This is a genomic window from Pinibacter soli, from assembly GCF_029961145.1.
GTDB classification, from domain to species: domain Bacteria; phylum Bacteroidota; class Bacteroidia; order Chitinophagales; family Chitinophagaceae; genus Pinibacter; species Pinibacter soli.
Window position 1 is genome coordinate 1 of record NZ_JASBRG010000007.1, and the last position, 25001, is coordinate 25001.

Genomic DNA, 25001 nt, shown 5'->3' on the forward strand with positions numbered 1-25001 from the left:
CTTACACATGCAAACACCCGAACAGGTATATCAAACAAAAATCCCGGTCACCTGAGGCAACCGGGACAATTTAAAAATCTGTCAACTTATTTTAGGACTATACAGATGTTTGAATTCGCCAACGTGCCGCATCTCTAATTTTCAAATTTTCAAATCCTCAAATTTTTAAATTGTCCCCATTTCCATGTTAGAACAATAAAATGTTAATATTTATTTTAAAAACATTTTAAAACTTCTTGCATTTTTTTAAAAAGATATTCTATATTAGTTAAACTTTTGCCAAAAAGGATAACTAACGAAGCTTATATGACTGCAAAAATCTTTCAATACAGAAGAAAAATTCTGCGTCAGCTATATTTCGAAAATGTGCTATCCTGCTCAGATATAAGTGAGCGGATAGAAAAAAGCATTCCCCTGACAACAAGGGTGCTGAACGACCTTATTAGCGAGGGTGCCGTATTGGAAACAGGCCATGCTCCGTCAAAAGGAGGGCGCCGGCCTTTGATGTACTCTATTAAACCCGATATCATTTACATAGTATCCGTAGCGATGGATCAGTTTGTGAGCCGTGTAGCCATTCTCGATATGCACAACAGGTTTGTAACCCCTATAGTGAAGTTTGAGTTGCCATTAGCGAATACAACTGATGCACTGGACCAATTGGCAGAGAGAATAAACAGGTTAGTGGGGGAGTCAGGAATCGATAAGAAAAACATCAGCGGTGTGGGTATCGGCATGCCGGGCCTTATTGACATAGAAAGAGACACCAACTATTCATTCTTTGAGACGAAGCAAAAAGGCGTAACAAAGTACCTCGAAAGTATTGTGGGGATGCCTGTTTTTATTGATAACGACAGTAGTTTGATAGCCCTTGCCGAATTGCGTTTTGGTGCTGCAAGAAATAAGAAAAACGCAATGGTCATCAACATTGGATGGGGGATAGGCCTCGGGCTGATCTTAAATGCCGGGCTCTTTAGAGGGAACAACGGATTTGCCGGTGAGTTCAGCCATATACCGTTGTTTTCGAATGGCAAGATTTGTAGTTGTGGTAAAACAGGTTGTCTGGAAACAGAAGCTTCGCTCGCCCAGATTGCAGAGAAAGCGCAGGCGGGACTGAATAGCGGAAAAGTTTCCATGTTAAAATCCATTCCCGAGAACTACGAACAAGCGACCGAGACTATTATTAATGCTGCGGCAAAAGGCGATCAGTTCTCAATTGAACTGCTGTCAGAATCAGGCTATAGCATTGGACGTGCTGCAGCTATCCTGATACACGTACTAAACCCTGAAGTGATCATTTTAAGTGGCCGTGGAGCGTCGGCAGGAAAAGTATGGCAAGCTCCCATACAACAGGCCATTAATGAACATTGTATACCCAAGTTGTCTGAAAAAACTTCTATCGAAATATCCACCCTTGGACATCATGCAGAACTGATTGGTGCGGCGGCTCTTGTGATGGAGCATTTCGAAAAAGTACCCTAGAAAAAAAATAATTGATAATCATAGTTGCCCGAAGAAATATGTAATCGCCGTATATCAGTGCGGCAGCATATTTCACAATGTTTGTGTCTGGCTCTAATGGTTAACTGTACCTCGTTCTTAATACTAACCAAATCTGTTCTTTCAATTTTAAAAACTAAAAAACGATGAAGTCAACCAAAACGTTTCTTTTGCTTTTTATGCTCTTCTGCATAGGGGGCATCGCCTTTGGGCAAGGAAAAATGACGGTGTCAGGTACCGTTAAAGACTCAACTGGCCACGCACTGGAAGGGGCCACTGTAACAGAAAAAGGTACATCCAACAGAGTGCCAACCAACACGAGTGGTAACTTTACAATCAGTGTAAAACAAGGTGCACACCTGGTTATTTCTTACATTGGATTTGCCACTAAAGAAGTAGCTGCTTCTTCTTCCATGCAGATATTGCTTTCTGCCGGCAGTCAAACTACAGATGAAGTGGTTGTTACTGCCCTTGGTATTAAAAGACAATCAAAAGCGCTAGGTTACGCTGTGTCAAAAGTGGACGGCGACAGGATCATGGCCAGCGGTACGCCTTCCAACGCCTTGCAGGCGCTATATGGTGCGGCACCGGGTGTAACTGTTGCATCTACAGCTGCAGGTCCTTCCGGCGGTATGAAGATCAACATTCGTAACGCAGTGTCTTTTGACCAAAGCACATCAAATCGCCCGCTTATCGTTGTGGACGGTGTTCCAATTCATGACCAAAATACGCAAATGGGATACGCTGCTACTGATCGTGATAATGGTACAGGTATCAATGATATTAACCCTGATGATATTGCTTCTTTCGAAATCTTGAAAGGTGCGAAAGCCTCAGTATTATACGGTTATCAAGGTGCCAATGGTGTTGTATTGATCACCACCAAAAGCGGCGCAAAAGGTAAAGGATTGGGCGTCGCGGCTTCATTCACCACTACATGGGACCGCGTAGCTTTTCTTCCTAAACTGCAAACTGAGTATGGAACAGGTTCCAGCCCAAGCAACTCAAGAAACGACGCACAAGGATATTATATTGATCCGGCTACAGGAAAAAGAACCCTTGCTACAACATTGGGAGATGGCTTCGGTGCTGCTGCGTTCGGACCAAAATTTGACCCAAGCGTAAGTCTTGTATGGTGGGACGGAGTATCAAGACCATGGCAGGCTCAAACCAGCAATATCTACAATGATCTTTACCAAACGGGCCATCAGAATACAACAAACGTTTCTGTAGGCGGTGCAAATGAGCAGGGACAGATCCGTTTCTCATACACCAATACAACTATGCCTGGTACAAGGCCAGGTTCAAAATATGATAAAAACACTTTCAGCCTTAACACGTCTTACAAAGTAAACAACTTTGTTACGTTAAGATACGCAGGCAACTTTTTCATTTCCCAAAACGTAAATGCCGCCAACCTGAACACAATGAATGGTGAAGGACAGCAGGCAGAAATCGGTGCTTATAGCGCAGATATCAATGTAGGTTTGTTAAATCAGCACATGGTAACTGCAGACGGATATAACTACTTTGCTTCTCCGGCGAATAAATATTTAATTTCCAACGGTAGAAAAGCTGTTGTAGGTTATTTGTGGGACCAAACGCAAAACAATTCCACTTTTACAAGAAACCACAATATCCAGTCTTTAACTGCTGATATCAGACTTTCTAAGATATTCAGCATCACTGCAACAGGCGGATTGGATTACAGCACGGAGAGAAATGTGTATAAGGGAAAATTGCTGGACCCTTCATTAATTGGACCTAACAGTGGTATGATGTACAGTGATGTAACGAACATTTACAAGAATACCTATGGTCAGGGTATGTTGAACTTCAACACCAAACTAAATGAAGACCTGGCATTGTCCGGCTTTGTGGGTGGTATCGTTCAGAAAAATACACTTGAAGGAAAAGGTGCAGCTGTAAATGGTTACGGTGGCGGAGGTATGGTAATTCCAAACTTCTTCTCATTTACTAACCTGCCACAGGGTGTACAACCTACATACCAGTTTCAAAATGGTGAGGACTTGTTGTACGCTTTGGTGGGATCTGCGCAATTGGCATGGAGAAATCAGCTTTTTGTGGAGGCACAATATAGAAACGACTGGTCATCTATTTTGCCAAAAGAAAGCAGAAGTTATCCATATCCTGGCATAAGCGCGGCATGGGTATTAAGCGAAACCCTAAAATTGCCGACGATATTTGATTATGCTAAAATAAGAACATCGTATGCAGAAGTGGGTCGCCCCGGACCTCGTTATTTCAGTAACATAAATTATACTGTTTCTCAAGTTGGCGGTGGCTATGTGTTTACTCCTCAGCCGGATTTGCCTCCGATGGATTCAGCAGGCAATCCAAAATTGAAAAACGAGCGTAAACGCGAATATGAAGTGGGTTTTGAAACTTACCTGTTTAAAAACAGAAGATTGGGTGTTGACTTCTCTTACTACAATTCAACTATCTACGACCAGATCATGGCGGTAGCCGCTCCTCCGGGCACAGGTTTTAAAAATTATAGAATGAATGCTGGTTCGGTTAAGACCAAAGGCTGGGAACTGGCTATTAAAACAAAACCAATCTTAACCAAAGATTTCGAGTGGGATCTTAATCTGAATTTTGCTCATGGCAAAACTGTTGTTGAAAGACTGGACGGACAACTGCAATCACTCACATTGTGGACCGCGTTCAACTCTGTGAATGCAGTGGCAAAAGTTGGTCAGGAATATGGTCAGCTTTATGCAACTAAAGCAACTTATACTTACGACAAAGCAGGTGATCCTAACAATGGAAAAAGAGTGGTGAATTCTGCGGGTTCAGCTTATGATTACAAAAGCGCAGAAAAACTGGTGGGTAAAACAATTCCAGATTTAACAGGAGGCGTTTTCACTTCTTTCGCTTACAAGAATTTGCGCGTTATTGCAAACTTCGATTACCAGTTTGGTGCTACGATTCTTTCAGGTGCAGAAACTTACATGATGGCAGCGGGTTCATTGAACGAGTCAGTGAAATACAGGGATGCGGCACATGGTGGTGTTGCTTATTACCTGGATGCAAATTCAAACAAAGTTGCGGGTAACAACCCTAATGGAAACACTTTCCACGATGGTGTGATTCTGGATGGTGTTACTACAGATGGTAAAACAAATACTAAGGTGGTGACTGCTGAGAATTACTATTATGATTCATATTTCTCAAACGGTTTCTTCCCTGAGGACAGAATTTATAAGAGCGATTATATAGCATTGCGTAACTTAGCATTTGATTACACTGTTAGCTCAAAAATTGCTCAAAAAATCAAAATGCAAAACCTGGTTATTTCAGTTTTTGCAAATAATGTTGCCTACCTATACAAAGCTGCACCGAATTCAATACCTGAGTCAACTAACGGAACAGGATGGGGCGTAGGTTCTTACGGAACTACAGCATTGCCTGCACAACGTTCAATAGGTATTTCTATTAAAACTAAATTCTAAAAAAACTAAGATGAAATACGTAAAAATAAAATCAGCCGTTTTGCTTACGTTGTTGCTGTCATCGGTGGCATGTAAGAAAAACCTAGACGATCTATATCAAAATCCTGATGGATATTCGAGAAGCCAGGCCAATAATTCAGGAGTAAGCGTAATAGCCGGCTTCTTCACTTCTCAGTTGAGTCAGGGATTTTTTCTTACTGGTGATTATGGGGCCACTTACCACCAGGTAAGAAGTGGAAACAGAACCATCGCAAGCTCCATGCAGGCTTATAACGTAATGTCAGAAGGAAGCGCCAAAGCTCTGGCAGATGTTGAACATGACTGGGGTACAGGTGGCTTTAACGAAACTGTTTTCAACTTCGTTAATACACAATGGATCACTCCAATCCTTTGGGCTCAACATGAGTTCAATTCGTCAACAAAACGAACCAAATTAGACAGTTTATATATAAACCTGATGCATGTGCTGAAAGGCTTTGCATACCAGAGAGCTACTGATTTGTACGATAAAGTTCCGTACATCGAGACAGGTTCAGCAGGCGGTCTTGATGGCATTAAGGCAAAATACCTGGGCCAGTCAGACATCTATCCGAAAATAATCAACGATTATAAAGTTGCAGAAGCTGCATTGGTAAGCCTGACACTTTCTTCCACTGAACAGGCATCCTTTACTCAACAGGACATCCTTTTGGGTGGAAGCATTCTGCAATGGCGCAAGTATATCAATTCACTAAGACTACGTGCTGCCATGAACGTAAGTGAGGTAATGCCTCAACTTACAAGCCAGGTGCTTACTGAGCTGCAGGGCAAACCGTTATTGTCTGCTTATAACGATGAGGCAGGTGTGTCCGACGTTACGCTTATTGCTCTTAATCGTATTTGTAACGAATTGGGTATTACCAGAGCTTACAGAGAAAGAGTTGATGACTGCCGTGCCGGAAAAAAATTCCTGCAGGATGTAATGAACGTTACACCTACACAGACGAGCAAAGTGGTAAACGGACAAACACTGCAATACTTTAGCGGCGAAAATTCCGCAGCAGGTTTAGTGGCAGGTACTGTTGACCCTCGCGTTTCTTACATATTTGCTCCTGACTGGAGTGGCAGATATATTGGTCTGGACACTAAATGGGATGGCAATACCGATCCAAATAGTTATCTGAACAAAGCTTTGCGTGGTATGTACATCAATGATCCGATTCTGACTGACATAAATAAAACAACTTTTTATTATGGTGTAAACAATAGTCAGTCAATCGCATTGGATGCCGCTTCAAAGGCAGATCTCACAAAACGTGAAGCATTTCTGTTGACCAACTTGCGCAGCAGACTGGCAAACTACGATGACAACCAGGGCAACGTAGGTACAGAAAATCCGCTGATAGCAGAGCTCAACATTCGCCCGGAATTCAACTTCGCAGCGAAATATCCAACCATTCACGCAGTGGAAACAGAACTTTCATTGGCTGAAGCAGCCGTTAGGGGCTTGGGCCCTGTGAGTGGAACTGCAACTCAACACTACAAGAATGCGATCATATTGTCTTGCAAATACTGGTATAATTTGAATATAAACAATCAATATTCCAAATCAACTTTACCTGCGTTGCCAACAACAATGGATGATTCAAGAATCAACAACAGACCTGCGATGGAGTATAACGCAGCAGCGTATGCGGACTTTGCAGCTTCGAAATTTGACGCAATGTCAAGCCAGCAAAAAGTACAGGCGATCTTTGATCAGCTTCAGTTGCATTATCAGTTGTTTAACTTTGAAGTGCCATACACTGCTGCACGCAGATTGATTAAATATGTGGGCACTAACCCTGCGGCTATGTACGAAAGATACAAATGGAAAGAAAGGATGACTTACCCAAGCAGCGTTCAGGCTTCTGATCCGGATGGTTGGGCAATCATTAGTCCTTCAAACAATCCTGATCTTCCTGTATGGTTAACAGGCCGTACAACAAAATGGAAGAATGCATTGGAATAAGAATGATGGTGGTCTTAAAAAACATAGAAAAAGATCCGGTCGTAAGACCGGATCTTTTTATTGGAGGTAAGCCGTTATGTGCGACTCTATTTATTTGACGATTTGTTCCGTGACTGTAATTAAAAAAACAATTGCTCTTTTTTCGGATCAACGAAAAATCATCGTTTTCCCTAATAAAAATTTCTGTTCAATACTGTTTAAGCCAGTTCTTTTTCCTTTAGGAAAACAGAAAGTTCTAAACAGAGAGATTCGCCTTTGTCCTGGTTGTACCAGCGTTGTAGAGAATCGAGGATTTCTAATTTGCTTGCGTTTGCGGACTTCAAATGGTTTGCCAGTCGCTGAGCTGAAATAGCTCGCGGTCCCCAAACAAAGACGTCATTTCCGGTATCATCTCTCACTATTAATTTCGGTATAGCTTTGCCACCATTGGTAAGATATTGTTCTATCAGGAATGGATCACTGTCACGAAGCTGTATTTCGTAAGTCAGCAAATCATTCTGCTCCGTCATCTGTACCAGAAACGGCACTGTGTGTGCTGCGTCGCCGCACCAGGGTTCAGAAATGATTATCCAGTGTTGTGGTTGAGAGATTTGCTTTAGTTGAGTCACCAGTTTTTTGTCCAAAGCCATTTGTGCATCCCAACGCCTCATTCTTGACCTGTTTAATCGAACGTAATTCAGATACGTAGCGTCATCATAGGGCGCGGCTGGATGCGGGTTTTCTAGAATTTCGTCAAACAGTTGTTTATAGGTACTGTAATTCATGTTATTTGCTTTTTCAATGTTTTCAGAGTTCGATTCCGCAAAATAGGGACGGAATAAATCAAAGTTTATGATTATGGTCACTATGCAGAATGACTGAATGGACTAAATAACTGAGTAACTAATAACTGAATAATTGAGTAGACTGAATAAACTGAACTTTAGGTGGCAAATAACCTAATTGTATCAATCAATAACTCATTCGGCTTTTAGTTTACTCAATCTATTCAATCTATTCAGCCACTCAGTTATTCGGTCATTTCCTCACCACAACTGCCAGTTGAATTCTGCCAGTTCCTGGCGGTTATCAGTGTTTTGATTGCCGCCGGATTTGGCACTCACGCACTGGTTTACTTTTGTGCTCAGTTCGTTAATGCTCATTTTGCTGTTTTGCTGAAGCTGTGCAATGATGCAGGATGTGAACCAACCATTGGTAATGCCGCCGCCTTCTCCGGCGGATTCATTGCTTTGTGCGGCAGAAAGAACGTAAGCTCCATTGTTTCGGCGAATGTCTACAAACGCTTCTTTCATCAATTTAAATATATCTGTGGAGGAGCTTTGCGATGGATCATTGTTTTCTGCCACATCAAGAATTTCAATACTTCCTGCTTTATTTTTATCCTTATCATCATTTCCTTTTTTTGTGCCGGGTATATTGTTGGCGCTGGTATTCATGCTGCCGTCAGACTCCCCGCTGTGACATGCATCAAGCAGCAATAGTTTTTTTCTTGCAGGAATACTGTCGAGCAATTCTTCCAGTTGCGCATAAGAAATGCCATTTAGCGAAGGATCATTTACATCTGTATTGCCCGTTACAAAATAAAAATCATCAGGATGCTGCGGATCCACCATGCCATGTCCGCTGAAGCTTACGATCACTTTATCATCAACAGAAGCATTCATCAGTTTTTGTTTGAGAGCAAGAATATTTTCTTTCGTGGCGGCTTCATTCATCAATGTGTCGATTAACATTTTGTTGCCGAATTTCTGTTTGAGTGCAGCTGTTAAATCACGTATATCCTTTACGCAGTAGCTGAGATCTACGAACGAAGAGTGGGCGCTGTAATTGTTAATGCCAATGCCGATGAAATAGATTTTTGAACTTAATGGCTTGTTTGGTGTGTAGGTTACGTACAATGCCTCTTTTCTGCTGGATGCGGCGTTTTCATTTGTGCAAGTCATCTCAATTTTGTTCATGCCTTCGCTCAGCAAAACTGTCTGCGTAATGTTCGCAATGTGCGATGCATTCATGAGTTGCTTACCATTAATTCCATTTAGCGGCACATCATTAATAAAAATATTGTAGCTCTTAATATTATAGAGGCTATCGGAAATAGTGAATGTAAGAGTCAGTTGTTGTGTAGGGGTAAACGGCTGTATATTTTCCGCGTTAACCACCACTGATGGCACATGCAATGTTTTATTGTTGAAATCTTTTTCTGTAAAACCATTCTTCTTTATTCTGTCCTGCCATGCTTTGTAGTATTCGTTAATAAGCCGGTGATCATTGCTTCCAATGGTTTCCAGCACTTTGTCCGGACGATTGAACTGTAAATCAAACTGATTAAAATTATACAGCTTGCCGTTGAGTTTGAAGTTCAGATATTTGGTATCGGTTCGGGAAGAAATGAAATAGTAGCCTTCCGGAGAAATGATCGCATAATCATGATCTTTAAAAAACACCATTGTAAAAACTTCGCGGCCATTTGCAAGATCCCATTTCGTTAAGGTGCCACCTTCGCACCATGTGTATATATACTTACTGTCAGGCGTGTACACCGCGCCATTCACCACTCCCGCAGTTCTCATTTTTAGGTTGTAGAGTGGTGTGCCGTTTTGTGCATTTATTATCCGCGCAAAATGAGCACCCACGGATAGCATCGGATCAGCTAAAAGACAAGCGGTCTTTTTATTAGGACTGGTGATGTATTTGTTGGTGATAGAGCCGAGTTTTTCACCGTTAAAAGAGAGTGGGGTTTTGAAAACGATATTTCCCCGAAGGTCCTGGCAATAAGTGTAACCAGGATTAGAGCGGCTGTCGCCATCTTCAAACGTGCCGATCAGGTATTTCCCATCATCGCTAATAATCGGCATCGGAAAAAAGAGGTATTCCTGCTTCGTTGAAATGGGCGTTACAACGCTTTTGGGAGCAGCTTTGCTTATCGCATAGGGGACATCATACTTTGTAATGTAGCTTCTCAATTCATTGTTGTATGGAATGTTGGTTCCATCGGCAAACAGCAAAGTCGTATCCGTGCCTTTGTTGCTTTTCAACATACCGAACATCAATGTTACGGTTGGTGGACCCATGTGTCTGCGCGGGTTCACCATGTCGGAGGACGTTGTTTTTACTGTAAAAGATTGCAGTCCGGGATAGTTGAGTTTAATGAACCTTTTGTTTTCACCGGGTTTTTCCGGCGTATTGCAATCGTTTCCTATCAGCAGTTTTGTATCGGAATGCGTATTGTAAGGAATTTCTTTTATAATGGAAGGCGTGTCGTTGTTAATGATCATCAGCATGCCATTTGACTGAAAGTTTTCTCCAAGATCAAGAATGCTGTATTTGTCTTTAAATAAGTATTGAACGTTTAAAATGGTGGAAGAGGGTGATGGAATAAACGTCAGTTTGTCTATAGAATTTACATTTTGCATGCCGAACATACTTCTTGTAACGTACCAGACTTTCGGAGAAAAACTGCTGGTATGCATTAACGTTACAGGGTCTATCACATTGATACTATTGGCGATTTCTTTCGCTATTGAATCTGTAAAATCCCACAGGCTCAGATTTCCGTCTTGATGACCTGTCACGAGAAATTTATCATTGGGACTGAACGTCATTGCAGACACCGGATTTTTGATGTCACAGTGACTGATCATTTTGTGCGCATTGTTAAAAATGCTGATCCGGCAGAGTGTGTCATGATCATACAGTGTCATTTGAGCTGCAGCATAATAAAGCTGTCCATTGCCGCTTGTGGTGATCACGGCGTTGTCATATGCATCTTGCGGCATTAATGTCTGCATAGAGTCCCTCAATGTGAAGCGCACCATTTTCGCAACCGGCGGAGTGTCGGGCCTATCGGGCCTGGAAACCAGGTATGTCATCAACATTGCAGAATCGTTTTTATTGAAACTACAATGTTCCAAAGCTACCGGTAACCTGCAGACCATTTTGAGATGTTGTACATCCCATAGTTCTGTAAAAGCATCACGATGTACAGGTGGTGTTTTAAAGATGTTATGATATTCGGAATTGTAATGAAAGATATATTTGCGACCGGGGCTCATCAGCCATTGGCCGCCCTTATAGGCTTTGCTCGTATCATTATAGCTTGCAACTTCTGCATCTGTTAGAAAGTTGAGGAGCCTGTATTTTGTTACATATAAAGAAGCTGCATGATTCAGTGCTGTAAATACAGTGATCAGCAAAGTGCTGTCTGACACAAATGCGATAAAGGTCTCCGCCTCTGTTGTAGTGTCCTCATAGCGGGTTAGTTGTTTAAGTAACTTTGAAGTAGTTGCATTGTAAATATTAATCGGTGCATCTGACACAGACTTCAGGTCGCCGTCAGCATTGTATTTTTTTATTTTAATGGAATGGGAGGCGATCCATTTGCCGTTTGGGCTGAGTGTGGCGGTTTCGTTTCCTTTCAGGCCCGTGTTCAATGACTTGCCCGTTTCAATGTCCCAAAGATAAAATGCCTGGTTGTTGAATTCGTTCCAGACATCGCCAATTTCCAGCACGGGTGCGGGAGCACCGATGACCTGTTTGCCATCATTGGTAAAAGATGCGTTGGTGTATACAACACCATTGCCGCCCAACTCTGTAGTTAATTTCTGACTAAAGGCATCCCATATTTTTATGATACCGTCATCGCTTGTTGTTACCAGTTGTTTGCCATCTGCACTGAACCTTGCTGAATTTACTTTTTTCAAATGTCCCTTTTGCAAAACGAGAGAAGGCGATTGTGCATTTCCATGCATAAAGGATAACACTAAAAGCAGCAAAGAAAAAAGTTTGGTACACATCATACTGTTCCGTCTTTTTTTATCGAGTAATTATATCCACCCGCTTCAGCATCCAATGATCAAATGATTTGATATCACCTCTTTGTCCCGGGCCTTCTTCATTCAGCAGCGCTTCCAGTGGATTGTCGCTCAACTCTGGCTCGTCGCCTTTTACAACGCCTCTGCGGGTAAAAATATCGCGATTGGTTACAGGCTCTCGCAGTGCGATAAAAACGTAGTGATAAATTCCCGCTGTGGTATGTCTTACCGTAGCAAGATGATAAAAACTCGTGTCAGACAAAATATTATTGGGATAAGTGAGAATACTTGTTCGCGGTTGCGGATACAGTAAATAGGTGTTGCCTTTGGGATCGATCGACATTACATAAATAAACAGCGGCGTTGTTTTATCAGTCGCCAATGTTGCACCTGCATCTTTCTCAATGCCAATGTCAAGCTTATCCTCAGTGCCGGATTTGCCCGTTGTTTGATCATCTGCTTTTTGCTTACTATTGATATTTTTTATTGCAAGGTGAAAAGGAAATATCATGGACTTATCGGGGGGAGGCGATGTCATCGATAACCAATTTGCCAATACCGACAGTCGTCTTAGTCTTTCGGCTAAGCTATCAACAGGATAAGTATTGCCGCCGGCAAAAAAATCCGTTACTGCAGTAAGCCCATTTCCTTTATTTGCATCTTTACTTAGAATTGTTTTTTCCCAGCCGAAAACAATATTGTTCGCGTTGTTTGTAAAATGCCCTGCAAGCATGTAGTCCGCTGCTGCAGGGGTATTCACAACTTTGAAGTTTCTGTTTTTTTCAACAGACAATTTCGCCCGCAGTTGTTCTACCAAAGCAGCAGGCGGCGGCAATTGTAAATATGCACTGCGGCATTTTGCAGCATTAATAAGGTTGTTGAGCGTTGTTGCATCAGGACTGCTAAACGTAAAAGTTTCCATAACTCCGTCTCTGTTTAATTTCCAGCCGTTGCTATAAAATAGAACAGCATCGGGGAAGTTTTGAAACGAAGGATTCATCCACTGGTAGCCGGGATTGCTTTGCTGATACAACGTTTTTGCTTTGGCCACCACATCATCATAAACATCCTGAGACAACCCATTGCCAAGAAATACTTTTAGCGGAGGATCAGGGTTTGTCAGTTTTTTCAGTATGGTAAAATTCAATGCAGTCAGATCAGTCGCTTTCCATTTATTGCTTTGATTGATCACCATTACTTCTGTTTCCGTAAAGCCAACATTCGTTACTTTGATACTGTCTTTTGTTTTGGTGTCTACGAGTATATCGTCGTTTAAAATATCGTCAGTAAAGCCTGCCGTTATCACCGGCAGCTGTTTGGCGGAGCAATCGGTGCACTTAAGTGAATAAAACGCTTTTTTTATTTGCGCGGGTGCACTGCCGATAAGATTTTGCCTGCGTCGCCGGGCGGCTTCTATATTCGGAGTTTGTTGTTTGTTCATAAGCCGCAGCTTTGATACAGTTCTGTCAAGCAGTACATCGATCGGTGCCTGGCTCCATTCCGTAACGGATCTGCAAAAATTAATAGTAAAAGCGCCATAATATATTTTCGGAGCCACCTGTGCTTCACTTGCAATTTCATTATCCTGGCAAGAGCCAATCGTGAGTGCGTTTGACTGACCAAGCATGCGTGTTGTGGCTGCACCTGCGCTTATGAATTTTCCCGGTTCCAGTGATGGCTTTACTTCCCTTGCTGAATCAGCTTCGAATATCGTACTGCCGCGTGTGTTGGTCGCGCTATGGCAGCAATCAGTTATCACCGTAAGCACAACACCTTTGTCAGTAAAGCCCGAAAATATTTTATTCAGTTCTGCACTGTTAAAGTCGGGAACGCCCGGTTTTGCTATATCTGCGGACAGTATAGTATTGCGGTAACCTTTGCCGGTTCTTAATTGATTGTCGTTTGCCGACTCATATTCATAACTGCCATGACCAGAGTAGAAGAACACAATGAAATCGCCCTTTTGGCATTTGGTCAGTAGCTTGTTGAACGTTTCCAGTATCGCTGCTCGTGAAGCTTCCTGATCACGCAGGATGGTTACGTTTTCCGGCAGGAAGCCGTAATATTTTATAAACAGCTTTGAGATCGTATCAACATCATTTAGGCATCCATTGAGGTTTTTGATGCCGCGGTCCTTGCATATCTGGCAGGTAGCAGGATTAACATTGGCGAGGTAGTTATTGATACCCACGCAAAACATGTATTGATTGCCTTTCGCGTTTCTTTGTGTTTGCGTTTGGGGAAACACAAATTGGCAGAGCAATAAAAAGCAGCATGACAAAAAACATGATCGCATAGTAAGTGGGCATTAGTGGCTTGAAAAAAGAAAGTGCTAACAGGAAGATCTCTGAGGCTGTTTTTTACAATAGGAGAAAGGAAATGTAAGCGTGGTGCGGTGTTTGCTGCACGCACTCCACACTAATATACAATTATTCCGTCACCACAACAAGCACTTAACCAACAACAAATTCAGCGGATAAATGTTAATTTACATATACATCACCATACGCAGCTTCAATGAAAAAATGGAACCTCACCTTCATACTGCTATTAAACATGCTATTTGTGTTTGCGCAAAGACGTGAAATTGATAGTTTGTCTTCGCTGTTGAGAACAGAAAAAACAGATCTGGGAAGGATAAAAATATTAAATGTACTTAGCTATCTCTATCAGGATTCCAAACCCGATTCTGCACTATTGCTGGCCCAAAGGGCATGGTTTTTATCGAGAAAAAATAGCGATATAGCTGGAGAGTCTAATGCGATGAGTCAAATGGCTATTGCTTATAAAAGTCTTGGTAATTTTACTAAATCACTCGAATATTCAATCGTAAAATTGAAGATGGACGAGGCGCGAAAATTGCCTGTAAACCTTACTGTCAGCTACCTTTATATCGCTTCGCTATATGCCGCATCAAAAGATTTTGATAAGGCGCTGTTGTACGCAAAAAAAGCGGATTCAATTATCAGTGACCATTCGCAAGTAAAAAGACCAGACTCTATAACTCAAAAACTGAAAAGTTATGAGCCTTATTGCTTTGTTAGCATCGGTGATATTTTTGAGAAAAAGGACATGCTCGACTCTGCAATTTTGTATACTCAAAAGTGCCTCGATATAAGCACGCAAAAGCATGACACCTTGTTGATTGGAACCGCACTCAATAATCTTGGAAACATTTATAGAAAATTGGGGAACGACTCGTTAGCACTGAAAAACTATCGTGCAGGTATACCTTTTATTTTGGCTAACAGTGATTACTCTACCTATACGGAAAGTACGCTGGGTATGGCCCAGGTGTTTGATCACATGGGAAAGCGGGACTCAGCTTTCCAATATGGCAAACGTTCTTTTTCGGTTGCAGGTGCCAACCAGTTTATTGTAAAAAGTCTTAGTGCTATTAATTTTTTGTCAGGATTGTATAAGAAAGACAATAGTATCGATAGCGCATATGCTTATCTCGAGATGGCCGGTTCGTTAAAAGATTCTATTGAAAGCGCAGAGAAAGTACGTGAACTGCAAAACATGACTACCGCGGAGCAGGTAAGACAAGCAGAATTGGAACAACAACGACAGGAGCAAATAATAGACAGAAAAGAAAAACTGCAGTTGCTTTTTATAGGAATCATGATTCCTATTTTCTTCTTGATAAGCATACTCATCAGTAGGAGAAAAGTGCACAAAAGACTGATCGAATTTATGGGCGTTGTTTCTGTGTTGCTATTCTTCGAATACATAACATTGTTGCTGCATCCGTTTATTGCAGAAAAATCGCATCACTCGCCGATAATTGAGATTGTTGTTTTTGTTGCGATCGCAGCCATCATCACACCGGCGCACCACAGAATTCAACACTGGTTATTAAAGAAATTAGGAGAATACAATTACTTAAAGCATCACAAGGCAATAGAGGAAGGTGAGGAAAATGAAGAAGATATCACTGAAGAAGGCACAAACGAAGCCATGCCTGGTCCAGTGATATAGTCAGTATAAAAATTTAGGTCAATTCGATGGTTGTGGAACTTTGATTTCTCTTCCGGTGTCAGAAGGTTTTGTAGTGTCGGCGGGCATGATCATTTTGGTCGTATCTGCCGGTTTCATCATAGTGTCCGTGGCGGAATCAGCTTTTTTCTCTTCGGTACTTGCATTGTTATTACAACTATAAATGCCAGCAATAAATACAACTGCCAGCAATAATGCCGGCCTGAAAGCCTGATGTGGTTTGGTTGTCATTTTGGTTTAATTTTCTCTAATGTAGTGTTATTATTTTGCGGATGCAAGTCTATAAAGGAGTCGGGAAGAGTTTAGACAATCCTCTTTCGTTGCTGTCTGACAATGGCGGACGGGCTGGTTTTTTACATCTATATCGTATGCCCTTCACTGTAGACAAGGAAACGATCTGCCTGCAACGGCTCATTGGCGACCCGAAAAAATCAGAATTTCTTCAGAATTGACAAATACATTCGTAGAGTTCAGCAATTTACGAAAGGTTTAATTTGACGTTCCAACAAAAATCTTGATTACAAGTTTTTAAGGGTGAAAGCTGGTGCTTTCATTTCGTCAAAAATAACCGGGGCTTTTCAAGGCCCCGGTTTTTTATTTACCGCTGGTCAAAAATCATTCTTAATTCGGAAAGTTTCCAGATTTGACGCTTAGGTTTGCTGCCGGAAAAAAATCAGAATGAGGAATTTGCTTTTGACGCTCAGCGTATTGTTTTGTTGCAACATCTTATTTGCGCAGCACACCGGTGGAAAACAGGATGTGGGAAAAATATCCGGTCGCGTAACCGATGCGGCTTCACATGATCCGCTCGAGTATGCGACGATCACTGTTTTGGACAGTTTCAGCAATAAAACAATAACCGGAAGCACCTCTGCAAAAGACGGACATTTTACCGTTGAAGATATTTCCGCAGGGCGATATCGCGTTACCATTGAATGCATCGGTTATAAGCCTGCAACTCTTTCTGGTATTGAGGTGACGAAGAACGGCAATACTACTTTGAAAAACATTTTACTGTATAAAGAGGCTCAAAGCCTTGCAGAAGTGACGGTTACGGCACGTCCAAAGCTTGTTGAGAATAAGATCGACAAGATGATATTTAACGCAGAAAAAGATATCACTTCAGCAGGTGGTGTTGCTGCAGACGTACTCAAAAAAGTGCCACAGGTTTCTATAGATGTTGATGGAAACGTGCAGCTGGCGGGAAATGGCGGCATCCGCTTTTTGATCAACGGACGTCCGTCTACGGCGTTCGGCAGCGACATTGCGGATGTACTGCAGTCTATCCCTGCAAGCCAGATTAAGAGCATTGAAGTGATCACCAATCCCGGCGCCAGATACGATGCGCAGGGTATGGGCGGCATTATTAATATCATTCTGAAAAGCAGCAAGGCCAAGGGTTACAATGGCAACCTTTCGCTTACAGCCGGCACTCGTGCAGAAAACGGATCCTTTAATTTCAATGCAAGGAAAGATAATTTCTCTGTAAATGCATTTGTAGGCGGCAACGCAAGACTCAAAGTAAACACACCTTACACCAGCGCCAGAAATTCAATTGACACAGTGAGTAAAACCACTGCCACATTGTTGCAGGATGGTAATACAAACGTAAAACGCAAGGGTGCTGAAGCCGGCCTGGGCATTGACTGGACATGGAAAAAATACAACAGCATCGCGGCGTCTGTTAACTACAATATGTACGGGGTAGAAAATGGAGGCGCTGTAAACCAGTTGCAGCAACTGTTTGATGCCAATAGCAATCCTCTTGCCAATATTGCAACGCTGAATAACAGAAACACGAAAAACAATTTTCACGGTACTGATATTGCGCTCAATTACAAACGTACTTTCGCGAGAGACGATCAGGAGTTAAGCCTCTCGGCAAATACGAGTCTTGGGCATTCGCACATCAACGCCAATAACCTGCAGTACGCCATGCCGCAGGATTCGCTGATGTCCGGCACTATGAACACCAATCCCGGTAAAGAATATCAAACGCAAATAGCACTGGATTACAGCCAGCCCATAGCAAAGAAGGTTATGCTGGGATTAGGACTTAAAACTACATTTCTTGATATTGCAAGCGATGCTGATGTGCTTGGTTATTATCCGGTTCAAAAGGCTTATTACTATGACAGTTCTCTGTCTAATAATCTTGATTATCATCAAAAAGTGTATGCCGCGTATGCAGAATTGAGTTTTCCTGTTGCGCATCTTTTTGATGTAAAAGTGGGCAGCCGCTATGAGCGTACAGAAACTTCTTCTTACTATTCCAACGCTCAGAAACAAGTAGCGACGCCGGCTTACGGCACTTTTGTCCCTTCTATATTTTTATCGAAGCAAATAGGCGAGAGGCAGCATGTTAAACTCAGCTATTCAAAAAGAATTGAAAGGCCCGACTACGGCGATCTCAATCCTTTCATTAATACAAGTGATCCTAAAAATATTACCGCAGGAAATCCGTACCTGAAACCAGAGATCGGTCATCGCGTGGAAGCAGGCTATAGCTATGATTTCGGTAAAGGAAATTCCGTTTCGCTAACAGCTTTCTACAGGCACAACATGAATGATATTCAACCGTACGTTACCTATTATCCTTCCCTGCAGGTAGGAGATACAACTTACTACAATGTCTCTGTAAGCACACGTGAAAACGTAGGTGTAGAAGACAATACAGGCGTCAACATATTTGCAGATGTTTTTCCTGTATCAAAGCTTGAGTTCCGTTCCAACCTTTCATTTTATCACCGTAAGATCGATAACCAGATAGATGTTGGCCAAAGCCGCACATCCTTTAACTACAGGATCAATGCGAATGTGACGTACGAGTTTGCCAGTACATTGACTGCAGAATTTTTCGGCAACTTTAATTCTGCGAGAAACGAAGTGCAGGGAAAATACCCTTCCTTCGCAACGTATAGTTTTGCCGTACGCAAAATGTTCTGGAACAAAAAAGGAAGCCTTGCGTTGAGCGCCAATAATCCTTTTAGCGAATATGTAACACAAAGGACAGAGTTATACGGGTCTAATTTCACTACCACATCTATACGCAAAATTCCTTACCGTTCTGTGTCTTTAAACTTCACATGGAAGTTTGGGTCGCTTGTATTCAAAAAGGAAAAAGAGAAAGAAGGACAGGGGGATGATAATGGAGGCATTTAGAAATACAGTAAGCACACTGATGACGCTGATTAAACTGATTTACGCTGATCTTTATCCCAGTTGTTACATACTTGATAAAAGAGTCCCGCCCAGGGACTTTTTTATGGAAAGACTTACGTGCGCCTGATCGGACACTACCCCTCAACGTTTAAAATATTTTCATGCACCCAGGTTGCCTCTTCATCTGCTGATACTTTATCAACGGTGCTTCCGGTTCTGCTAAACGTAGCGTGCGGAAAGTCATATGGTTTGCTATGGTCAAAATATGGCCCTACTACACCGAGCATCCAACCTTCCTTCGCTGCCCAATGGGGAGCATTTACTTTATACTTGAAAACTTCATAGTGAACAAAATTGCGTTGTCCATCGAAATCGATAGATACGCGTTTTATATGTTCCAGTTCGTCGGGGCAAGCAGCAAGTTCGGTAGGAAATTCAAGCCAGTTTGCCAGGTTGCTTTCTGCGCTTTTAACGATGGTAAGATATTCGCGGGGAAATAATTCGAGTTTTTGAAAGTCATACAGGAGTTGAAAAGTAGCCTCTCGTGTCATTACATTTTTTGCGAAGGGTAGAACATCATCCGGGCTTATAATTTCTGCATGTTCAAGTTTGGTGTACAAAGGACGGATGCGCTCGAAACGTTGGTCAACCAGCTTCCTGATCTGACCTTTAACTTTCCGCGATCGATAAATCACAAAGACAAGGGCTGCCACTGCGGCGGAACCCGCAATGATCAAATAAATTATCATAACGGTGATGGTTATGGTTTGTAGTCAGTAAAATAATAGTTATTCCGGATAACCCGGTATTTGGCGCGTTAAATATTTATTGTGAATAAGCTGAATGGCTGAATAAACTGAATGGTTGAAAGTTGAATGGAAAAATAAATGACGAACGGCTTTCGTGTTGATCAGGATGAGCTGCAATTTTTATAGCTGAAAAACGATATACTGTTGAAGTGTGCGACGCAAGAAAAGCTCGTCTATGCACTACTGCTGACCCCATAAAAATGACTCATAAAAACCAGTACCGACGTTATTGCAACAGACAAAATAATCAAGCATTAGGTTCATCAGAGACTTGGTAGAGACGCGTTCAACACGCGTCTCTACCATTTTACTTCCTTCTCCATAAACTTAATCAAATCGTCTGCCGCCGCTTGTTGTTCACGAATGCTGGGATGCCCCGGTGTTTTTTTGTAAGAAATAAAATGCGTAAGAACTTTTTTATCATTCATTAATTGAACTGCTTGCGTAACATAACCTGGCCACTGAGAATTTGCTCCAGTAGCATCCATGTTGCCAAGGATACAAACAATAGTTGCCGAAGGATATTTTGCACGTACACTGCTGATAAAATTTTTGTAAGCAGCAACAATCTGTGATTCAGAAGGAGCTGTCGTTCCGAATCGAGCTTTGAATTGCTCATGATCCGGCCTTTTTGTTAACCAACTATCATTTTGAAATAAATTTACAATCACCACTTGTGGTTTGTAGTCGCTAAAGTTCCAGTGACTGTTGCTGTCAGTAGGATTGAGACGATCATACATCTCCGGCATGATCAATGGAAACCAACTGATCAAAATGCCAATGCCGCTTTTTGAAATGCTTACGTAGTCAGCATTAAAATGTCTTGCTGTAATAGCCGCATAACTGATATATCCGTTTTCAAAAGGCGCCGTTCCTCTGTCTTTACCCGTTGAATCTTCCACTGCATAGCCGCAGGTAATCGAATCGCCATAAACTTCAATCTTTCTTTTCTTAGCCGGTGGTGCCGCTAATAGCGTTGTGCCTTTATCAATAGAAAAACCATAGATCGAAGTGCTGCCCATGGCCCATTCTGTTTGTTTGAAAAGCTCCACTTCGTGCGTACCTGAGGAAAGTCCGCTCGCAAGCGTGTATGTTCGTTTTGTGCTATCAACGTTTAGTGTTGGTTGTACTTTGCCATCCACAATGACTGTGAAACGATTAATACCCAGTTGATCTTTCAATACCACGCTTATACCAGTTCCTTTAAATTTTATTTTAGCAGAAGACGCCGTCCAGTAAAAAACAGCCGTGCTATCCGTTTGTTGAATACGACCCGTATAGCGGATATGAGAATCGTCGTGCTTAACGTTTTGTGCAAGTGATATTTTACAAACAAGCAGAGAAATACAAGCAAAAGTAATGACGGCCAGTCGATGCATAGTTAAGTTGGTTTAGAGTAAAGATATCAGAAATTTGAAAATAGAGCATACAGATGACGCTGATTAAACTGATTTAAACAGATTTTGGCCCAATCCTGCCGCAGTATTCCAACCGGTTCCATTTATTCGCCTCACTGCAACATCGTCTCGGTGAATACCATGCTCATCTTATATTTGACCTTTACGCACCATCAGAAAAAATATGAGACAATTAATTGCTAGTTTAGTTGACCTTTCTATAAGCCATTTCATTTTCGCGCAAACGCAAAAGGTACCCAATGTGGTCATTATTTATTTTAACGACATGGGTTATAGCGATCTAGAACCCTATGGCATGACGGGGGGCGGGACGGTAGCAGTGGAAAAATACCGAGAGTGAATATGCCGCTTGCATTATATGATTTGGCGCACGATCCGGGAGAAGCTTACGATGTGCAAACACTCTATCCTGACATTCTTCAAAAATTACAAAGCATCGCGGAGCAGGCCAGAGAAGATCTTGGTGATGATTTGACAAATAGGGTAGGAAGGAATGTAAGAAAAGGCTGCAACTCCCAGTGATGAGTAATGATTTCTTAGTTATGAGTGTCTTCAAAATTAGAAATCACATCCTTTTAGGGGATGTGATTTTTTATGGTTGCTTCGCCACTAGGAAAAAATTGTAAGCAATGTTGCTTCTTCTATATTGACAAAATTTATTCCATTAGTGCTGCCTTGAGTTTAAAATAAAAATCATCGCTGTTCTCAATCTAAAACTATCAACTAGAACACAGTAGAACTGGTTCAGTTTTACTGTTTTTAATACTTATTTTCAATGATAGCGTTTTTGAAATAAGTAATGTATCTCCAACCAGATGCATGAGTTAAATGGACTCCATCGGTTGTAGAATAGTTCCGGCTATCTGGCTGTTCAATGTAATGATATCGGTCATTTGGAAACGTTTTGATCAATAAATCCCGTGCTGTAGTTGCGAATGCAGTGTTATTAAGCCTTCGTCTACGGGCATTTCAAAAAAGACATTTTCAACATTGTTTTTTTCTAACGCCTTCACATAAGACATTAGTTCTTTTACTTGCTGAAATAATTTGAACGAATCGGGTCAAGTAAATAGGATTTTTGTTTTTGTTGAGGGATGTGTATCTGGTACTATTTAGGCTGGGTTCATTGTCTGGATGCATAAAAAAAGGCATTCCAGTTTGCACCGGAAGCCTTTTGTGTTATTGGGCTTGCTATTTTTTACAATTGTTGCATCAAACCGTCATCCACTTTTTCGGAAGTGTGCGGTGTTCATTTCTTCTCGTAGATTACGATTTCAGTTCTACGGTTTCTCCAAGCTGCGTTAGGGTCATTTGTATTGACAACCGGATTATCCTTACCAAAATAGTTCATGAACATTCTCGCATCAGGAATGCCGCGGCTCTTCAGGTAATCAAATGCAACCTGCGCTCTTTTTTTAGAGAGCTCCTGGTTGTACACCTCAGAACCTTTTAAGTCGGTGTAACCTAACAGATCCACATACATGTTGTCATTCGTTTTTAACTGATAAACTACCTGATCAAGTACGCCGAATGCACCGGAAGTAAGAACCCCCAAATCGTAATTAAAGTAGATCGTGTATTTGGTTAACGGAGGATAGTTGAAAGCGTTTTCTACATCTGTTTTATTGCTTGCTTGGCTGATACCTCCGTCGTCAACACCGTTGTCGCCACCTATACCGTTTCTGCCTTTTTTGCCTTTTGCCTCAAATGGAGGCATCATAATAAGGATGCTGATGTTCGGAATGGCGCCAAACGGACTACCTTTTTTCAACATAGCCAATGCGCTGGTAGTAGTATCTTTTTTCTTCTCTTGTGTTTTAGCATTATCAATTGTTTCCTGCACAGTTGGTTTTTTCTTTCCTTTAAATGGCAGGTAAATACCGATGGAATACATCATCGGATTCATGTTTTTAATGTTGGTGCTAATGCTGTAGGCGTAAGCAACCTGCGCTGTAACCATCATGCCATTGCCATGATACTTAACACCACCACCAAGTGGTGCCGATGTGTAAGGAGCATCGCCTGCGAGATGATAAACACCGGCAGAGATAAACGGTTGCAGTTTGTTTTTGTCTTCCAGTAAATGGTAATACATTGTACCGGTTACAACGTTGTATGTTTTAGATTCTGTTTTTGTAACATTAGCTGTGGTGGTGGCCACGTGACCAAAGCTTAAGCCAATATCTCCACTTACAGAAAATCTTTTGCTGAGGTTTCTATACACCGATACTGCGATCGATGCGTTTGTTTTTTTGCCAAATGGCACAGCGCTTGCTCCATCTACATCGGAATGATCGCCTTTATTTGCCAGGCTGTAATCCTGTACCTGCACACGCAAACCGGGTGAAATAAACCATCTGTCATCATAGCTCTTTTGCGGAGCATCTGATTCCTGTGCCGATCGGGCGGAATCACTGGCCGGCTTGGTCTTGAGTTTGGTTATAAACGGCTTTGCTTCCGGATTGACGTTAACAGGCGTCGAATCAATTTTCTGCCGTTGTTTCACCAGCATCGAATCGATATTGACTGCAGTATCAATGTGTGGCAAAGGATGGTTCTGCTCTTCCTGTGCGGTTGCCATAACGGATATTATACTGAATACCGCTATGGAAAATAGTCGTTTCATGGTCGACAGATTTTTATTTAACAGTCTTGAGTCCGACAAATTCAATTTGGCGGGCGAAACATGCATCTTATTTTCCACGGTTGGAAAATCGGTTATGTCAGGTTTCATAAATACAGTTTTTTCGTTTTAACAGTTTTGGGGTTTTGTCTAGCAACTTGATTTATTAGAAATCAAGTTTTAGTGCAAGTTCCAGACCTGTACGTCTGTAACCCGCAGCGTTAATGCTTGAAATATTTATATCGTACAATAGTGCAATCGTCGCCTTATTGTATCGCAAATCGACATTAGGAACAACAGCGTCATTGTAGCGATAGCCAATACCAAAGCCAACACCACCTTCCATGCTCGGGATCGCCTTTAAATAAGACACGTTGAAATAATGTTTGTATGCATTGCTCTGCCAGTTTAGCGACATGTTAACAGCAACTTCATCTGCATCTGCGGTAATGTATTTGTAGCCCCCTTGTACGCTCAATGCACGTTTCGCTTTGAATGTTTCACTCTTTGAACGTTCAGTATAAGGAGTGTTTACATGAAGTATTGAAGCTCCTAGATACCACTTGTTGTATTGGCTGTTGCTGAAAACTGAAGCGCCCGCATTAAAATTGAAATAGCCGTAGGACCAACCTGTCGCAACCGGGTCAATACTAAGTTTGCCATTGATCGGGCCATACTGATCAAATTGATCAGGAAAGGCAGCGATGCCGGATGTATTCATTTTACTTTGATAATACATCGCCTGGAAACCAAGTGATGCATATACTTCGTTTGATGAGATCGGCAATGCATAAGACACTCCAAGCAAACCAAGCGAATTGCTTAAAATACCCTGATTAGATTTATCAGATGCTGCACCAGCACTTATACTGAAGTAACCCGAGTTGGTTTTTTCTTTTGCTGATTTCGACAACAAAGGTGCATCAAGCATAGCACACACAGAGTTATAAGCGAGGAGTCCCTGGTAGTTTACATTTCTGTAATTCAGCTTAAGGCTCATTTGTCTGTCAGTCTTTAACGATTGGTTGTACCATATCGCCATGTCCTGCACACGGGAAAAGTTCATCTCCTGTGCATGGGCAATCATGTTGTACAAAGCAAGCGCCAGTACAAGGAAACCAAACCTCACTAGTTCTTTAAAATTGGATTTTTTATTTTGTCTTTTCATAACAGGTAGTAGTTTAGTCATGGTGACTAATCGTCAAATATTGTT

Annotated in this window: 14 protein-coding genes; 6 read left to right on the forward strand and 8 right to left on the reverse strand. The window is 41.8% G+C overall.

The features are described 5' to 3' along the window. Nucleotides 1-306 precede the first annotated feature (306 nt). From QJ048_RS11110 to QJ048_RS11120, 3 genes are all read left to right on the forward strand, one after another. The gene (locus QJ048_RS11110; RefSeq protein WP_282334421.1) at nucleotides 307-1482 is read left to right on the forward strand and encodes an ROK family protein; all 1176 of its coding nucleotides are present in this window, start codon (nucleotides 307-309) and stop codon (nucleotides 1480-1482) included. A gap of 164 nt (nucleotides 1483-1646) precedes the next feature. After that, nucleotides 1647-4976, forward strand: coding sequence for a SusC/RagA family TonB-linked outer membrane protein (locus tag QJ048_RS11115; protein WP_282334422.1), 3330 nt, complete (start codon nucleotides 1647-1649; stop codon nucleotides 4974-4976). Nucleotides 4977-4986: 10 nt separating this feature from the next. Continuing rightward, entirely contained in the window at nucleotides 4987-6966 is a 1980-nt protein-coding gene (locus tag QJ048_RS11120; RefSeq protein ID WP_282334423.1) for a SusD/RagB family nutrient-binding outer membrane lipoprotein, read from the forward strand. 197 nt (nucleotides 6967-7163) lie between these two features. Here the strand turns inward: QJ048_RS11120 and QJ048_RS11125 are convergent, their stop codons facing one another. The 3 genes from QJ048_RS11125 to QJ048_RS11135 all read right to left on the reverse strand — a co-directional run bounded on the left by QJ048_RS11125 (nucleotide 7164) and on the right by QJ048_RS11135 (nucleotide 14073). Beyond that, the gene (locus QJ048_RS11125; RefSeq protein ID WP_282334424.1) at nucleotides 7164-7730 is read right to left on the reverse strand and encodes a thioredoxin family protein; all 567 of its coding nucleotides are present in this window, start codon (nucleotides 7728-7730) and stop codon (nucleotides 7164-7166) included. Nucleotides 7731-7991: 261 nt separating this feature from the next. Continuing rightward, nucleotides 7992-11762, reverse strand: a complete 3771-nt coding sequence (locus QJ048_RS11130; RefSeq protein ID WP_282334425.1) for a caspase family protein — start codon at nucleotides 11760-11762, stop codon at nucleotides 7992-7994. A 16-nt stretch (nucleotides 11763-11778) separates the two neighbouring features. Then, on the reverse strand, nucleotides 11779-14073 hold the full coding sequence (locus QJ048_RS11135) for a caspase family protein (protein WP_282334426.1): 2295 nt from the start codon (nucleotides 14071-14073) through the stop codon (nucleotides 11779-11781). Between the two features lie 221 nt (nucleotides 14074-14294). Here QJ048_RS11135 and QJ048_RS11140 point away from each other — a divergent pair, with 221 nt between their 5' ends. Beyond that, nucleotides 14295-15758 carry a tetratricopeptide repeat protein gene (locus QJ048_RS11140; protein ID WP_282334427.1) on the forward strand — a complete coding sequence of 488 codons (1464 nt, stop codon included), beginning with the start codon at nucleotides 14295-14297 and terminating at the stop codon, nucleotides 15756-15758. A gap of 18 nt (nucleotides 15759-15776) precedes the next feature. Here QJ048_RS11140 and QJ048_RS11145 read toward each other — a convergent pair whose 3' ends face one another. Then, on the reverse strand, nucleotides 15777-16007 hold the full coding sequence (locus QJ048_RS11145; protein ID WP_282334428.1) for a hypothetical protein: 231 nt from the start codon (nucleotides 16005-16007) through the stop codon (nucleotides 15777-15779). A 447-nt stretch (nucleotides 16008-16454) separates the two neighbouring features. Between QJ048_RS11145 and QJ048_RS11150 the strand changes: the two genes are divergently transcribed. Continuing rightward, nucleotides 16455-18938, forward strand: coding sequence for a TonB-dependent receptor (locus QJ048_RS11150; RefSeq protein ID WP_282334429.1), 2484 nt, complete (start codon nucleotides 16455-16457; stop codon nucleotides 18936-18938). 134 nt (nucleotides 18939-19072) lie between these two features. Here the strand turns inward: QJ048_RS11150 and QJ048_RS11155 are convergent, their stop codons facing one another. After that, the gene (locus tag QJ048_RS11155; RefSeq protein WP_282334430.1) at nucleotides 19073-19687 is read right to left on the reverse strand and encodes a hypothetical protein; all 615 of its coding nucleotides are present in this window, start codon (nucleotides 19685-19687) and stop codon (nucleotides 19073-19075) included. Nucleotides 19688-20046: 359 nt separating this feature from the next. Then, nucleotides 20047-21126, reverse strand: a complete 1080-nt coding sequence (locus tag QJ048_RS11160) for an SGNH/GDSL hydrolase family protein (RefSeq protein ID WP_282334431.1) — start codon at nucleotides 21124-21126, stop codon at nucleotides 20047-20049. Nucleotides 21127-21507: 381 nt separating this feature from the next. On the opposite strand from QJ048_RS11160, the gene QJ048_RS11165 reads away from it, so the two are divergent. Next, the gene (locus tag QJ048_RS11165) at nucleotides 21508-21687 is read left to right on the forward strand and encodes a hypothetical protein (RefSeq protein ID WP_282334432.1); all 180 of its coding nucleotides are present in this window, start codon (nucleotides 21508-21510) and stop codon (nucleotides 21685-21687) included. A gap of 727 nt (nucleotides 21688-22414) precedes the next feature. On the opposite strand, the gene QJ048_RS11170 is transcribed toward QJ048_RS11165, so the two are convergent. Together QJ048_RS11170 and QJ048_RS11175 are read right to left on the reverse strand one after the other, a co-directional pair. Beyond that, nucleotides 22415-23791, reverse strand: coding sequence for an OmpA family protein (locus tag QJ048_RS11170; RefSeq protein ID WP_282334433.1), 1377 nt, complete (start codon nucleotides 23789-23791; stop codon nucleotides 22415-22417). 163 nt (nucleotides 23792-23954) lie between these two features. Beyond that, a complete protein-coding gene (locus QJ048_RS11175; protein WP_282334434.1) occupies nucleotides 23955-24956 on the reverse strand; it encodes a type IX secretion system membrane protein PorP/SprF in 1002 nt (333 codons plus the stop codon). Between the last annotated feature and the right edge of the window lie 45 nt (nucleotides 24957-25001).